Origin of the sequence: Methylobacterium sp. Leaf88, from assembly GCF_001422795.1 — a bacterium.
In the GTDB taxonomy this organism is placed as follows: domain Bacteria; phylum Pseudomonadota; class Alphaproteobacteria; order Rhizobiales; family Beijerinckiaceae; genus Methylobacterium.
The window spans coordinates 188981-203919 of sequence record NZ_LMMK01000004.1; the positions used below are offsets into that span (position 1 = coordinate 188981).

General features: G+C 70.3%; 15 protein-coding genes. 8 read left to right on the top strand and 7 right to left on the bottom strand.

What is annotated here, in order from left to right; all coding sequences use genetic code 11:
• Positions 1–253: 253 nt before the first annotated feature.
• From ASF20_RS03015 to ASF20_RS03045, 7 genes are all read right to left on the bottom strand, one after another.
• On the bottom strand, positions 254–1159 hold the full coding sequence (locus ASF20_RS03015) for a beta-propeller fold lactonase family protein (protein ID WP_056270707.1): 906 nt from the start codon (positions 1157–1159) through the stop codon (positions 254–256).
• 119 nt (positions 1160–1278) lie between these two features.
• A complete protein-coding gene (locus ASF20_RS03020) occupies positions 1279–1815 on the bottom strand; it encodes an SRPBCC family protein (RefSeq protein ID WP_056220328.1) in 537 nt (178 codons plus the stop codon).
• Between the two features lie 30 nt (positions 1816–1845).
• Positions 1846–2442 (bottom strand): DUF447 domain-containing protein, encoded by a 597-nt coding sequence (locus tag ASF20_RS03025; RefSeq protein WP_056220330.1) that lies wholly within the window; start codon positions 2440–2442, stop codon positions 1846–1848.
• A gap of 4 nt (positions 2443–2446) precedes the next feature.
• Positions 2447–4078, bottom strand: a complete 1632-nt coding sequence (locus tag ASF20_RS03030; protein WP_056270631.1) for a DUF6513 domain-containing protein — start codon at positions 4076–4078, stop codon at positions 2447–2449.
• Positions 4075–4665: a uridylate kinase gene (locus ASF20_RS03035; RefSeq protein ID WP_056270635.1), complete on the bottom strand. Its 591-nt coding sequence runs from the start codon at positions 4663–4665 to the stop codon at positions 4075–4077. The genes ASF20_RS03030 and ASF20_RS03035 overlap by 4 nt, the downstream gene beginning before the upstream one ends.
• A complete protein-coding gene (locus ASF20_RS03040; RefSeq protein WP_056270638.1) occupies positions 4665–5393 on the bottom strand; it encodes a (5-formylfuran-3-yl)methyl phosphate synthase in 729 nt (242 codons plus the stop codon). Before ASF20_RS03040 ends, ASF20_RS03035 begins: the two co-directional genes overlap by 1 nt.
• 177 nt (positions 5394–5570) lie before the next feature.
• On the bottom strand, positions 5571–6074 hold the full coding sequence (locus tag ASF20_RS03045) for a DUF3280 domain-containing protein (RefSeq protein ID WP_056270640.1): 504 nt from the start codon (positions 6072–6074) through the stop codon (positions 5571–5573).
• Between the two features lie 362 nt (positions 6075–6436).
• Here ASF20_RS03045 and ASF20_RS03050 point away from each other — a divergent pair, with 362 nt between their 5' ends.
• The 8 genes from ASF20_RS03050 (at position 6437) to ASF20_RS03085 (ending at position 14807) form a co-directional block, all read left to right on the top strand.
• Entirely contained in the window at positions 6437–7714 is a 1278-nt protein-coding gene (locus ASF20_RS03050) for an ABC transporter substrate-binding protein (protein WP_056270643.1), read from the top strand.
• 160 nt (positions 7715–7874) lie between these two features.
• Positions 7875–8891: a YVTN family beta-propeller repeat protein gene (locus ASF20_RS03055; RefSeq protein WP_056220338.1), complete on the top strand. Its 1017-nt coding sequence runs from the start codon at positions 7875–7877 to the stop codon at positions 8889–8891.
• Positions 8892–9135: 244 nt separating this feature from the next.
• Positions 9136–9570, top strand: coding sequence for a hypothetical protein (locus tag ASF20_RS03060; RefSeq protein ID WP_056270646.1), 435 nt, complete (start codon positions 9136–9138; stop codon positions 9568–9570).
• Between the two features lie 11 nt (positions 9571–9581).
• Positions 9582–9833: a hypothetical protein gene (locus ASF20_RS03065; RefSeq protein WP_056270649.1), complete on the top strand. Its 252-nt coding sequence runs from the start codon at positions 9582–9584 to the stop codon at positions 9831–9833.
• Entirely contained in the window at positions 9830–10573 is a 744-nt protein-coding gene (locus ASF20_RS03070) for an ABC transporter ATP-binding protein (RefSeq protein ID WP_056270651.1), read from the top strand. Before ASF20_RS03065 ends, ASF20_RS03070 begins: the two co-directional genes overlap by 4 nt.
• Positions 10570–11466 (top strand): ABC transporter permease, encoded by an 897-nt coding sequence (locus ASF20_RS03075; protein ID WP_056270653.1) that lies wholly within the window; start codon positions 10570–10572, stop codon positions 11464–11466. Before ASF20_RS03070 ends, ASF20_RS03075 begins: the two co-directional genes overlap by 4 nt.
• A 14-nt stretch (positions 11467–11480) precedes the next feature.
• Complete coding sequence (locus ASF20_RS03080; protein WP_244476310.1) at positions 11481–12101, top strand: hypothetical protein; 621 nt, start codon at positions 11481–11483, stop codon at positions 12099–12101.
• A gap of 264 nt (positions 12102–12365) precedes the next feature.
• Positions 12366–14807 (top strand): TonB-dependent receptor, encoded by a 2442-nt coding sequence (locus ASF20_RS03085; protein ID WP_056220349.1) that lies wholly within the window; start codon positions 12366–12368, stop codon positions 14805–14807.
• Positions 14808–14939 lie beyond the last annotated feature (132 nt).

Genomic DNA, 14939 nt, shown 5'->3' on the forward strand with positions numbered 1-14939 from the left:
GGCAATCTAGCGACCTCGAATCTAGACGTCGATATGCACCCTCGCTTCATCTGCAGCAGAGCTGAGCTGACATGACGACAGGGCCTCGTGGACGCCCCCCCGCACGTCCGCGCCGAAGCCGGTGGGAGCGCAGGCGGTGTACCGCGTGCGAGCACTCCGAGTGGCCGACGAATGTCCGCTTCGGGGCGACAGACTCGTACCCTCTCTCCGCCCGGTCCGGCCCCTCACGCGCAGCGCACCCCGCCTCCGACACTCACCGCAAGAAATCCCCGAACGCGCGCGGCCCGTCCGGGACCTTGATCTCGCCCGTCACCTTGAGCGTGGTCGCGTCGATCAGACTCAGGGTGTTCGAGCCCCAGTTCGCCACCGTGAGGGTGCGGCCGTCGCGGGAGGCCGCGATGCCCTCGGGGTGGTCGCCGACCTCGATGGCGGCGACGTTGGTCAGCGTCTTCAGGTTGAACACCGTGACGGTGCCCGAATACTGGTCGGTGACGAAGCCGCGCGGGCCGGCCAGCGCGATCACGTAGGGCCGCTCGCCGGTGGTCACCCGTCCGATCTCGAGCCGGCCGGGCACGTCGATCACCGAGACGTCGTTCGAGGTCACGTTGGCGGTGTAGGCGCGGGCGCCTTCGGCATCGAGGGTGATGCCGAACGGATGCTGGCCGACCGGGATCTTCTGGACTTCCCGGGCCGTGGCGACGTCGACCACCGAGACCGAATCGCCCTCGCGGTTGGCGACCAGCAGCGTGGCGCCGTCGGGAGTCACGGCGAGGCCGGACGGGGAGGCGCCGACCTGGATCTCGGTCACCAGCGTCGTGCCGTCGGGCGAAACCACGAAGATGCGGCTGCCGTACCAGTCGGCCACGTAGACGGCGCCGGATTTCGGATTGACCGCGATGCCCAGCGGCCCGCCGGGCAGGGCGAGGGTGCCCGTCACCGTGCGGGTGGCGAGATCGACCACGGCGAGGCCCGGCCCCTCGGGGCGGGTGACGAAGGCGGTCCGGCGGCCGGGGGAGAGGGCGATGCCGGCGGGCGCGCCGTCGATGGGAATCTGGGCGGCCACGCTGCCGGCTTCGAGATCGACGATCGCCAGGGTGTTGGCGCCCTGCGCGGTGACGAGGGCCTCGTCGGCCCAGGCCGGCGCGCCGAGCAGCAGCAGGCCGAGAAGCGGGAGGCCGAGACGTGTGCGGCCGAGAGACGTGGGGCCAAAGCGTGGTAGGCCGGGGAGGAGAGGGCCGGCGAAGCGCCGGCCCGTCCCCGTTCTCGAACGTGGAGCGATCAAGAACCGCTCTTCTCGAGCTTGGCCTTGAGGGCGTCGAGGCCCGTGCGATAGAGGCCGCGCACGGCCTTCTGGGAGGCCTCGTCGTTGAGCTCGGGCGGCGGATCGTTGTTCATGTAGCCGCGGTAGAAGGCGCCGTCCCAGACGACCTTGGACTTGCCGCCGCCGGCATCCTCGACCTTGAGGGTGGAGGAGTAGTCGTTCACCGGCAGGGTCTTCACGTCGACCTTGGTGATCCGGTACGAGTAGCTCATCTTCTCGGCGGAGTACTTGTACAGCTCTTCGTCGACGGTGGCGCCGCCCTTGAGCGTCAGCGTCCGGGTCGCCTTGACCTCGTTGCCGCCCTTGCCCTCGGTCTTCTCGACCGGCGGCAGCCAGCTCATGTCCTGGAAGTTGCCGATCACGGCCCAGACCTTGTCGGGAGCCGCGTTGATCTCGACGGTCTCCTCGACCTTCTTGCGGGTCGGGCCGTGCGCCTGGGCGCCGAACGACACGACGGCGAAGGCCGCCACGGTCGCCAGAGTGAGTAGCTTCATCGGGTCCTCGTCTCCTCGGGAAAGCACAGTCTAGGGTGCTGGGGGGGAACGCTCGAGGATGCGGTCGTCGCGGCCGAGGGCCGCAGCGACCTTATCCTCGATCCAGTCCCAGGCCTCGCGCTCGGCGGGCCCGGCGGTCTTGGCGATCGCGATGGCGTGGTAGCGCATCTCGGTCAGGATCTTGTCGGGCTCCAGCATGTGCAGGCGGGTGGAGAGGATCGCCGCCTCCAGCACCGCCGCCTGCGCCCGGTTATAGCCGAAGAACGGCATGTGCGCGGCCGAATGGACCATCCGTCCCCGGTAACGCGGCCGCACCGGGTCGTCCTCGATCGCCACCACCTCGAACTCCGCATGGCCGAAGCTCTCGGCGAGGCGGCGCCCGGCGATCCGGTCGCAGGGCAGGGTCGCCCAGTCGCGCCGGCCGGTGACGGCGCCGGCGATCACCCGCACGTCGCTGGGGCTCGAGGCGGCGAAGACCGGGGTGTCGGCGAGGTTGAGGATGGTGGGGGAGGGCCGGAACGGGGCCAGGATCCAGTCCGCCCCGTCCTGGATCAGCCCGAACGGCACCAGGTGCAGCGCGCCGTCGCGGGCGGTGGTGGTCACCACGGTCTCGAGGATCAGCGGCACGGGATCAGGCCTCGCCCGCCGGCACGCGCTCGCCTGCCGGCACGAGCTTGCCGCAGACGATGCGCGCGTCCGCGTCCGGGGGCGTCTCCGACACCGCGTCGGCGGCCGGCGTCCGATCCGGCCCGGTGGTTTCCGGCGAGGCCGCGCCGGCCTCGACCGGGGTCGCGTCGCGGGCGGCCGTCTCGGCGGCGGACGGCCCGGAATGCTTCGTGTGCCCGGCCTTCTTGAAGGCGGTGGTGTCCTCCACCTCGGCATCGGCGGCCGCGCCCCAGGCCAGGGCCTCGTCCTGCACGTAGCGCTTGCCCAGCCGCCAGGCAGTCTCGGCCTTGGTCAGCTCTCCGCCGAGATAGAAGGCGTGGGCGCCGTCGCTCGCCAGGTCGCCGGTTCTCTGGAGGTCGGGGAAGAACGCCATCGCGTCGGTGCCGATCGCGTGGACGTCGCGGTTGAACACGTGGATGCCGTCCTCGGCCACGGCGATGCGGTAGTTCGGGTCCTTCACCTCGGCCGCCTGCATCGCGATCTCGTCCGGGGTCTGCACATAGGGCCGCTTGTCGTGGAGCGCCAGCAGGCTCCGGCCATAGCCCTTGGGCAGGGCCGAATCGGCACGGGCCGCGAACATCACCCGTCGGGCGGCGTCGTGCTCCTCCACCGTGCGGCGGGTGTGGTTCGAGACCTGGACGATGAGCACGTTGCGGATGGCGAGCTCCGAACACATGCCCACCAGCAGGGCGGTGACGCCGAGGCTGTCGGCCTCGGTCAGCTCGGTGAGGTTGCCGGTGCCCATCATCATCTCGATGCCGGGCCAGCGCCGCCGGGTCTCGTGGTAGCGGGTGATCGACTCGACGAAGCCGAAATGGATCGGCTCCAGGATCGGGTCGGCCATGTAGGGCCGCCCGGCCTTCTCCATGCGTTCGATGGCCCGGTCGAGGGAGGGCAGGTCGTCGGGCCGCACCGGCACCAGCACCGGCACGGCGTCGGTCTCGAAGGCCAGATCCAGGGTCTGCTCGTTGAGGCTGAGCAGGTAGTCGGCTCCCGCCCGGGCCCCGCGCGTCAGCTCGTCGAGGGAGAACGAATCGACGCTCACCTTCAGTCCGGCGCCCTTCAGCAACCGAACGCAATCCTCGAGATGCGGGAAGTCGGTGTCGGGCAGGCCGCCGAGGTCGATCACGTCGGCCCCGCGCCGGGCGAGGTCGAGGCCCTTGGCCAGGATCTGCTCGGGCGTCATCTTCGAGGCGTCGACGATCTCGGAGAAGATGCGCAGGTCGTGACGCGACAGGTCCACCTGGCGCCCGGCGAGTCCCAGATAGGCCGGCAGGTCGACGATCTCGTCGGGGCCGCGCTCCACCGGCAAGCCGAAATGCGCGGCCAGCGCCTCCGGATTGGCCCGGCAGCGCCCGGGCAGGACGATGCGGGTGGCGCCCTCGGGAATCGTCACCCGGCGGCGGATGATCTCCTCCGTCATCAGGGCGGCGACCTTCACGCCCGCATCGGCGATGCTCCAGGCGTAGCGCTCCGGCGGCAGCGTGGCGGCGACCTTCTCCAGGCGCGCCTTGGCCATGCGGCCGGTGATGAAGACGAGGTGCTCGGGCGAGCCCTGCGCCGGCGGGACCGGCCCGGATGGCGTCGGGGTGCTCATGCGGCGGCCCTCCGCAAATCCGTGCCGGGGCCGAGGATCTCGATGCGCCCGGGATAGCGTTCGGCGAAGGCCGGGAAGGCCGCATCGACCAGACCCATCCGGGCGAGGTCGGTCCAGCGGGTGCGCAAGGGGCGGTCGACCGACTTCACCAGGAGGCAGAGCGGCGCCTCTACGGCGCCGGCGAGCCAGAGCGCGAGGCTGTCGGAGGTGACCTCCCAGGTTTCCGGAATGTCGGGATGCCCGGCCTTGAGGGCGACGGGGTCCCAGACCGGGACCCGCCCGGCCGCGAGGGCGTCCGCGATGGCCGCGAGGTCGCGGGCGACGACGAGACGCGGCTCCAATTCCGAAACAATCTCGGCCATGTGACCCATGGCGTCGAGGGCGAGGCGATGGGCGAGGGCGTCGGGAAAGCCCAGCGCGCTCTGCGTCGTCCGCACCGCGTCGGCGAAGGGGCCGCCCCCGGGCACGAGGAGGCAGGGGCCGAGTTCGCCGTCGGCGAGGCGCACGAGCTGCGCCCGCAGGCGGCGGGCATCGGCGACGAGGCTGCCGCCGATCTTTACCACGGTCGGGGCGGTGCCCGCGCCCATCAGGCGGCGTCCCGCCGGGACTGGGCGCGCAGGAGGCGCACCGCCTCCGCCACCCGGGCGGGATCGAGACCGCCCCTGCGGTCGCTTGCCGCGCAGAGGCCGCCGCGAAACCCGAGATAGCCCGCCCCGAGGGGGCCCAGGACGGCGATGTCGGCGAGCGCCAGGGAGCCGGCGAGGCCCGAGACCAGGCCGTGCGCCCGGCAGGTCCGGGTGAAGGCCGCCAGGGCCGGCAGGGGCAGGTGGTCGGTGAGGCGGCGGCCGTCCTTGGCGGCGGTGTCGATCATGGCCCCGACGAATCCGGCGCGCGCCAGGCGCGGCACGAGGTCGAGGGCGCCGCCCGCCTCGGCGAACAGCACCGCGATCAGGCGGCCCGGCGCGGCGCCGGCGGCCTCGGCAAGATCGTCGTCCGACCACGCGGCCCGCACCGCCACCTTCACGAAGCCGACGCCGGTCGCCGCCATGGCGTCGATGCAGGGGCGCAGGGCCGGCCGGTCCGGCTCGCCCGCCACCGCGCTGGTGCGCGCTTCGCCCGCGACCCGCGCCACGATGGCGCGGACGCGGTCGGGCGGGAGGGCGCCGAGCGCCCCGCGGTCGGGGTCCTTGGCATCGACGAGGTCGGCGCCCGCGCGGGCGGCCAGGACGGCCTCGTCCGCGTCCCGCACGCTCACGAGGAGGCGCGGCACGGACGCGTCGGAAGCGAAGGGGGGGCAGGCGCGGGACGAGGACATCAGCGCGGGTTTCGGTTGCTCGGGATGGACCAACGACGACGCCCGGGTCGGGAAGCGCCGCACCCGTGACGGCGCGGCCGGGGCAGGTTCGGCCTCGAGCGGGAGCTTCCGGCCTGAACGGGGCCTAGCGCATGGACCGGAGGAAGGGAAACCCCCCGGCGTCGAAAGCTTGCCCGATCACGACCGGTTCGGGAGCGGCTCGGCCAGGATGCGATTCTTCACCACCCAGCGCATGGCATGGGCCCAGGTGTCGTCGGTGTCGGCGCGGATCACCACGCGGCCGCCGCGGATGACCTTGCCGGTGGCCGATTCCGCGATGGTGACGGTGAGGTTGAAGATCTGGTTGGACCCCTTCTCGACGTAGCCGCTGACCGCGAGGTCGGCCCCGAGGGTCTTGGCGATGGCGGCGGCGCAGCCGTCGCACTTGTAGAGCGGCGCCTGCTTGGCGATCTCGGCGGCCTGGGGCGCCACGTCGACCGGCTCGACGCTGTCCCCGAGCGCCTTGCGCAACTCGTCGGTGACCAGCCCGAGGCGCCGGACCTCGTCGGGCCGGGCCTTGCGGCCGCCGACCACGCCGGGATCGAACAATTCGACGCCGAAGATGGCGGCCTTCTCCGGAGCGGCCTGCGCCGGAGCGGCGAGGGCACCGGCCGCCGTCAGGACGGCGAGGGCCCATCCCACGCGGGAGCGGGCCGGGGACGGCACCGAAGACCGATCCGTGCAAGACCGGATCATGGAAGACTGGACCCTGGAAGACAGGACCATGGGGAGAACTCTCCGCAGGACGCCGGAAGCGACGGGGCTCGGGAAACGCGCCGGCACGGTCCGCGATCCCGCCCGCGCCATCCGTTCCGCACGATTTGCGGTTCCGCGCGATTGAGGGCGCCGTATGAAACGGCCGCGAAACGGACGGGCGCCCCCTTGTCGCACGCGGCCGGGGCTCGATCCCGCACCTTCCCGAGGGGCCGGGTCGAAGCCCTTAGAAAGCCCTTATCAATCCGCGATTGAGCGCGGGTCCGCAATGTTGTTAGCCTGCCGGCCACATGCACAATCCTGCCCGCATCCTCCTCGCCCCGCTCGCCCTCGGCCTCTTCGGCCTCGGCTTCACCGGCGTCCCGGCCGCACGGGCCCAGGAACCCGTTGCCAAGGAAACCGCGGCCCAGGGATCCGTGGCCGCGCCCGCGATCGTCCCGAGCGAGACCGCGATCGGGTTCATCTACCGGCCGGAGGTGGCGCCTTCGTCCTACGACGCGGAGGCCGTGCCGGAGGACGAGGGCGTGGCCGGCGCCCGGATGGCGGTGAAGGACAACAACAACACCGGCCGCTTCACCAAGCAGACCTACCGGCTGGACGAGGTCGCCCTGGAGCCCGGCTCGGGCAGCGACGGCGGCCAGAAGGCCGTGGCGGCGGCCCGCGACCTCGCGGGGCGGGGCATCCGCTACCTCGTCGTGGCGCTGCCGGCGGACGAGGTGCTCGCCGTCGCGGACGCGCTCAAGGGGCAGGGCGTCACGGTCTTCAACATCGCGGCGCCCGACGATCGCCTGCGCGGGGCCGATTGCCGGCGCAACGTCTTCCACGTCATCCCCAGCCGGGCGATGCAGACCGACGCCCTGGCGCAGTTCTTCACCCTGATGCGCTGGCGCAAGATGTTCCTCATCGTCGGGCCGCAGGAGAACGACCGGCTCTATGCCGAAGCGTTCAAGAACTCGGCCCGGAAGTTCGCCCTCAAGATCAACGCCGAGAAGCCCTGGACCTTCGGGCCGCTCGCCAAGGCGCGGGGCGACACGCCGACCCGCTCCGAGGCGATGGTCTTCACGCGGGGGGTGGACTACGACCTCGCCGTGGTGGCCGACGAGGCCGGCGACTGGGGCGACTACGTTCCGTTCCGCACCGTGGACCCGCGCCCGGTGGCCGGCACGCAGGGGCTGATCGCCACCACCTGGCACCCGATGCTGGAGACCTGGGGGGCGGCCCAGGCCCAGAACCGGTTCCGGCGCCAGAGCGGCCGCCTGATGCGGCCCCTCGATTACCAGGCCTGGGCGGCGGTGCGCTCGGTGGGCGAGGCGGCGACTCAAAAGAAGACCGCCGATCCGGCGGTGCTGGCCCCCTATTTCGCCGAGCCGACCTTCAGCCTGCCGGCCTACAAGGGCGTCTCCCTGACCTACCGCCCCTGGGACCACCAGCTGCGCCAGCCCCTCATCGTGGTGCAGCCCAAGGCCCTGGTCTCGGTGGCGCCCGAGCAGGGCTTCACCCACCAGCGCACGCCGCTCGACACCCTCGGCATCGACCTGCCGGAAACCACCTGCAAGTTCGCGGATTGAGCCCTCACGTTCGCGGGAGGCCCCGGCCGATCCGCGACCGCCTGCGGCAACGCGGTCCTGTGCCCGCTTGCAGTCCCGCGCTCCCCGTGAGACGGGGCTGCACTATAGTAACGCCCGATCAATCGCGCACGACACAGCGATGGCCCCGAGGAGGAACCCCATGAGCCGCGGCTTCAGGGCAGGCGCGCCCGGTACGGTACTGGGCCTGGCCTTGCTGGCCGGCCCGTCGTTGGCGGGCCTGTCGCTCGCCGGCGTGTCGCCGGCGCAGGCCTATACGGTCTACGTCACCAACGAGAAGGGCAACTCCGTCAGCGTCATCGACACCGAGACGATGGCGGTGACCGGCACCTGGAAGGTCGGCCGGCGTCCGCGCGGCGTCACCACCAGCAAGGACGGCAAGGAACTCTTCGTCTGCGCCAGCGACGACGACCGCATCGACGTGCTCGACACCAGCACCGGCAAGGTGGTGCGCTCGCTGCGCTCCGGCCCCGACCCGGAGCAGTTCATCCTCGGCCCCCAGGGCAACCTGCTCTACGTCGCCAACGAGGACGACAGCCAGGTCACCGTCATCGACGTCGAGAAAAACAAGGTCCTGGCCGAGGTGCCGGTGGGTGTCGAGCCGGAGGGCATGGGCCTGTCGCCGGACGGCAAGATCCTGGTGAACACCTCCGAGACCACCAACATGGCGCACTTCATCGACACCACGACCTTCGCGGTGATCGACAACGTGCTGGTCGATGCCCGCCCGCGCTTCGCCGAGTTCACGGCGGACGGGAAGTATCTCTGGGTCTCGGCCGAGGTCGGCGGCACCATCAGCGTCATCGACGTCGCCGCCCGCCGGGTGATCAAGAAGATCACCTTCAAGATCCCGAGCGTGAACGACGAGGCGATCCAGCCCGTCGGCATCCGCATCACCAAGGACGGCACCAAGGCTTTCGTGGCGCTCGGCCCGGCCAACCGCATCGCGGTGATCGACGCCAAGACCTACGCGGTGGAGAAGTACCTGCCCGTGGGCCAGCGCGTCTGGCAGCTCGCCTTCACGCCGGACCAGAAGCTGCTGTTCTCCACCAACGGCTCCTCGAACGACATCTCGGTGGTGGACGTGGCGGCCGAGAAGGTGGTGAAGAGCATCCCCGTGGGGCTTCTGCCCTGGGGGGTCGCGGTCTCGCCGAACTAGGCACGCGCCCCTCAGGAAGGCTTCCGGATTGGCTCATCCGCGTTTCCGGCAGCTGGACGCGTCCCTCTCCCCCTTGTGGGGAGAGGTTGGGAGTGCGGGTGGTGCCGCTGGCCCCGGGGGCCTGAGGGTCACCCAGCCCCACCTCCAACGCCTCCCCACAGGGGGGCGGAGAGCTCCGTGAGATCGAAAACGACGACCGCTCCAAGGCGGCACCGCCCTCGGGCGGCCAACGGGAGGACAACGAATGACGCGAACGATGCAGCTTGCCGCCCTCGCCCTGGCGGCGTGTCTCGCCACCGGTCCGGCCGGGGCCCTCGACCTGACGAAGAAGCGCCAGAACCTGCCCGATCTCGTCCTCGGCACCGAGGAGGGCAACGACTTCGTCGTTGAGAACAAGGAGATCGAGCTTGAATCCGGCAAGGCCTACCGCCTGCGGATCGTCGCCAAGGGCCGGCAGGAGTACAAGTTCTACGCCACCGAGTTCTTCCGCAACATCTGGTTCAACCAGATCGTCATCCAGCACCTGGAGATCCACGGCAGCGGCCCGCCGGACCACTTCGAATTCGACGATCCGGGCGAGATCGCGATCGAGTTCGTGGCCATCCGGCCCGGGGAGTATCCCTGGTCGGTCCATGGCCTCGAATCCAAGGGCATGACCGGCAAGTTCATCGTGAAGTAGGACCCCTGTTGATGCGCGCGCCCCCGGTTCTTGCCTTCTCCGTCCTCCTCGTCCTCGGGAGCGTCGCCGCCCACGCGGACGACAAGGCCGCCTGTGTGGAGGGCATCGCGATGATCAAGGCCGAACTCGCCAAGCCCGCCCCGGAGGCGGCCCAGCCCAAGCTCAACAAGGCCCTGCGGGTGGCCGAGCGCGAGTTGGGGGAGGGCGAGTTCGACGAGTGCCTCGACGCGGTCGGCGACGCCCGGCGGGCCTTGAAGCCGTGAGCGCAAGCCCCGCCCTCGAGGTCGCCCATGTCAGCCACCGCTTCGGAACGCGGGCGGCCCTGTCCGACGTCTCCCTCAGCGTGCCCCGCGGGCACTTCACCGCCCTGCTCGGGCCGAACGGGGCGGGCAAGACCACCCTGTTCTCGGTGATCACCCGGCTCTACGCGAACCAGGACGGCCGGGTCTCGATCCTGGGCCATGCCCTCGACCGGGAGCCGAGCCGGGCGCTGGCCCGCCTCGGCGTGGTGTTCCAGGCCCGTACCCTCGACACCGACCTCACGGTCGCGCAGAACCTGCTCTACCACGCCAGCCTGCACGGCATCACCCGCAAGGCCGCCAAGGCGCGGATCGAGAGCCTGCTCGCCCGCGTCGGGCTGCGCGACAGGCGGGACGACAAGGTCCGCACCCTGTCCGGCGGCCAGTCCCGCCGCATCGAGATCGCCCGCTCCCTGGTGCACGAGCCCCGGCTGCTGCTCCTCGACGAGCCCACCGTCGGCCTCGATCTCGAATCGCGCGCCGACATCGTCGCCATCGTGCGCGCCCTGGTGCGCGAGGAGGGATTGTCGGTGCTCTGGGCCACCCACATCTTCGAGGAGATCGACGCGGGCGACGACGCGGTGGTGCTGCACAAGGGCCGCATCGTGGCGCGCGGCACCGCCGGCTCCATCGCCCGGGGCGACGAGACCCTGGAGGCGGCCTTCCGCCGCCTCGTCGCCGAACCCGCCCGGCAGGCCGCATGAGCACGATCGAGCGCACGCCCCCCCATCCGGCCGTCTCGGCACAGGCCGAGACGCCCGTGCCCCATCTCGGGCGCCTCGACGCGGTCGGCTACCTGATCTGCCTCGGCGGCATCGTGCGGCGCGAGCTGCTGCGCTTCTTCAACCAGAAGGAGCGCTTCTTCTCGGCGCTCGTGCGCCCCCTGGTCTGGCTGTTCATCTTCGCGGCGGGCTTTCGCAACACGCTCGGCGTCTCGATCGAGCCGCCCTACCAGACCTACGTGCTCTACGAGGTCTACGTGGTGCCGGGCCTCGCCGTGATGATCCAGCTCTTCAACGGCATGCAATCCTCCCTCTCGATGGTCTACGACCGCGAGGTCGGCTCGATGAAGGTGCTGCTCACCAGCCCCTATCCGCGCTGGCTGCTGCTGCTGGCCAAGCTGATCGCCGGCGTCACCGTCTCGGTGGTGCAGGCCTACGCCTTCCTGGCCATCGCGTGGTTCTGGGAGCTCGACATCCCGGCCATCGGCTATGTGGCGGCGCTGCCGGCCTTCATCGCCTCGGGACTGATGCTCGGCGCCATCGGCCTGCTGCTCTCCTCCATGGTCAAGCAGCTGGAGAACTTCGCCAGCGTGATGAACTTCGTGATCTTCCCGATGTTCTTCGCCTCCTCGGCACTCTACCCGCTCTGGCGCATCCGCGAATCCTCCGAGACCCTGTACTGGATCTGTCAGGCAAACCCCTTCTCCCACGCCGTGCAGCTCGTGCGCTTCGCCCTCTACGGGCAGTTCGAGCCGGTCGCCTGCGCGGTGGTCGTGGGCACCACCCTCGCCTTCTTCACCCTCGCCGTCGTGGCCTACGATCCCGGCCGTGGCATCATGGCCCGGCGCGGCGGCCCGGCCGGAGACAATTCCTAATGACCGTTCGCACGATGTCCGCCCGTACCCTGATGAGCCTCGCCGCCCTCGCCCTCGGGGCCGGAACGGCCCTGGCGCAGCCCAAGGGCGATCCCGACTGGCCCTGCGTCCAGCGCAAGGTCTCGACCCTCAGCCCCGGTACGGTCTGGACCGGGCCGGACCTCGACGCCGCCGGCGCCTGGGGTGACGATTTCGAAGCGGCGGCGCTCGCCCAGAAGATCGCCTCGCGGCGCACCGCCCTCGACGAGGTCGACCCGCTCCTCGACGCCTTCGCCGCCAAGGTCGGCCCCGAGAAGGACAAGCGCCTGACCCGCGTCTTCGCCGGCGTGTTCGAGGTCATCAACGGCGAGCGCAACAAGGTGATCTCGGGCATCGGCCGCTACGCCCAGGGGCAGCGCCGCATGGCCGAGCGCATCCGCGACGAGGCCGATCAGATCAGCGCCACCAAGGACGGTCCGAGCGCCCAGGACGCCCGCGACATCCCCAAGGACGCCTCCGAGCTGGAGACCAAGTTCACCTGGGACCGGCGCATCTTCCAGGAGCGCAGCCAGTCCCTGACCTATGTCTGCGAGGTCCCGACCCTGCTGGAACAGCGCCTCGGCGAGATCGCCCGGCGAATCCAGGCGCGCCTTTGAGGGCAGGGGGCCGGCCCCGGCCCGCGCCCTTGCGGTCACTATTGCCAGTTTATCCCGGGCGCCTTGCTGAAACGTCCTTAAGGCCTTGAAATCAGGCCCGAAATTGTGTCCGCGACGCCACGCCGGACGGCCAAGCAAGCTTTGGCGTCGCAAATCCACGGAAACGGCCCGCCGCACGATTGTTCTTCATCCTGGATCCTCTCAAAGGTGTGACCGAAGCCCCGGACAAGGGGCAGGGACACCAAGACGACCGAGGGGCTGGGGATGATGAAGCGGACCTTGCGCGGCAGCCTGTTGCTGTCGGTGGCACTGATCCCGGGCGCGGTCTGCGCCCAGGGCGTCGCGCCGGCGGGTGGGCAGCAGGCGGTGACGCTGAGCGAACTCGACGTGGTGGCGACCACGCCGGTGAGCGCCACGGGCGGCGGCGGCGGCGTCTCGCTCTACAGGATCCCCAACACGGTCGAGACCGTCACGGCGGCCGACTTCGCCCAGGACCGGGCGACCCTCGACCCGACCTTCACCCTCGCGCGCAAGACGCCGGGCGTGAACCTGTCGGACGGGCAGGGCAACAGCTTCCGCCAGACCCTGACCTATCGGGGCTTCGACGCCTCGCCGCTGCAGGGCGCCCCGCAGGGCCTCGCCGTCTACCAGAACGGCGTGCGCATCAACGAAGCCTTCGGCGACGTGGTGAACTGGGATCTGATCCCCTCGGTGGCGATCAACCGGATCGACATCGTCACCGGCAACCCCGTCTTCGGCCTCAACGCCCTGGGCGGCGCCGTCAACATCGAGATGAAGAACGGCTTCACCTGGCAGGGCAAGGAGGTCACCGTCAGCGGCGGCTCCGACGGGCGCATCAGCGGCTCCCTGCAATACGGCGAGGTCATCGGACCCTGGAGCTTCTACTTCGCCGGCGAGGGCCTGCGCGACGGCGGCTGGCGCTTCCGGTCGCCCTCGGAGATCGGCCGCGTCTACGCCGATCTCGGCCACAAGACCCTGGATTCCGAGTTCCACATCATCGCCTCGGGCGCCAAGACCTTCTTCGGCGCCGCTGCCGCCACGCCGGTGGACTTCACCCACGTCAACGAGCGGGCGATCTTCACCTCGCCCCAGACGATCTCCACCGAGCAGGGCCAGATCCAGGTCACCGGCAAGGTCGTGGTCTCGCCGACCTGGGACCTCCAGGGCAACGCCTACGTGCGCCGCCTGAGCCAGTTCGTGATCGACGGCAACGACGGCAATTTCGAGCAGTGCAGCACCCGCTCCAGCAACCGCGGCTTCCTCTGCTTCGAGGATGACGGCTTCGAGCGCGGCGCCCTGAGCGACCGGGCCTTTCGCGACCAGTTCACGATCGTCGGGCGCCAGGGCCAGCGCATCCCGTTCACCACGGGCGTCCCCTACGGCACCCTCGACACCATCCGCACCGAGGCGGTCGGCTACGGCGGAACGCTGCAGGCCACCAACCGCGACCAGGTCTTCGGCCACAACAACACCTTCGTGGTCGGCGGCAGCATCGATGCGGCCAACTACTCCTACAAGTCCTCGAGCACGCTCGGCGTGATCAACCCGGATCTCAGCGTCACCACCGATCCGCTGAACCCGAACTACGGCACCATCCCGGGCCTCGGCACCGAGGCGATCCGCACGGCGGCGGCCCTCGGCATCGCGCCCAGCAACGTCACCGGCTCGAACCTCTACATGGGCCTCTACGCCCTCGACACCTTCGACGTCACCGACGCCCTGTCGCTCACCGCCGGCGCCCGGCTCAACTTCGCCCGGATCTCGACCCAGGACCAGACCGGCTTCTCCCCGGACGTGACGGGCACGCACTACTTCACCAAGGTGAACCCGGTCGTGGGCGCCACCTACCGGTTCTTCCCCTGGCTGAACCTCTACGGCGGCTACTCCGAGTCGAACCGCGCCCCGACGCCCCTCGAGCTCGCCTGCGCCAATCCCGACCGGCCCTGCCTGCTGCCGAACTCGCTCGTGGCCGATCCGCCGCTCAAGCAGGTCACCGGCCAGACCTACGAGGTTGGTTTCCGCGGCACCGTGCCGAACTTCTACGAGAACGGCCTGTTCAACTACAAGATCGGCGCCTTCCGCACGGACCTGCGCAACGACATCCTGCAGGTCGCGGTGCCGGGCAACGCCGCCCGCGGCTATTTCGTTAACGTGCCGGCCACCCAGCGCCAGGGCATCGAGGTCTCGGGCGAGTATGTCGGCGAGCGCCTGAGCCTCTACGGCAACTACGCGCTCATCGACGCCACCTTCCAGTTCGAGGGCGAACTGTCCTCGCCCAACAACCCGTTGGCGGATGACGGCCTGATCAACGTGCGCCGCGGCAACAACGTGCCGCTGATCCCGAACCACCAGTTCAAGGCCGGGTTCAACTACCTGATCACCCCGATCTGGACCTTCGGCATGAACCTGTCGGCCTTCTCCTCGTCCTACTACCGGGGCGACGAGTCGAACATCAACCGCAAGCTGCCGCCCTACTTCACCGCCAACCTGAACACGAGCATCCAGGTCACCCAGAACGTGCAGGTCTTCGCCCTGGTCACCAACCTGTTCAACAACCGCTACGCCAATTTCGGCACCTTCGCCGAGACCGGCGCGGTCGCGGGCAACTTCGTGATCAACGATCCGCGCACCACGACCCTGGTGCAGCCGCTCTCGGCCTATGGCGGCGTCCGGGTGACCTGGTAGACCGACGCGTCGGTTCGGGGGCCTCCCCCGAACCGCGCGCTCGCTGCGCACGGCGCCCCGGCAAGACCAGGCCGGGCCCGAATGCAGATCTTCCGCCTGACAAGACGAACGGCGCAGCCTCGCGGCTGCGCC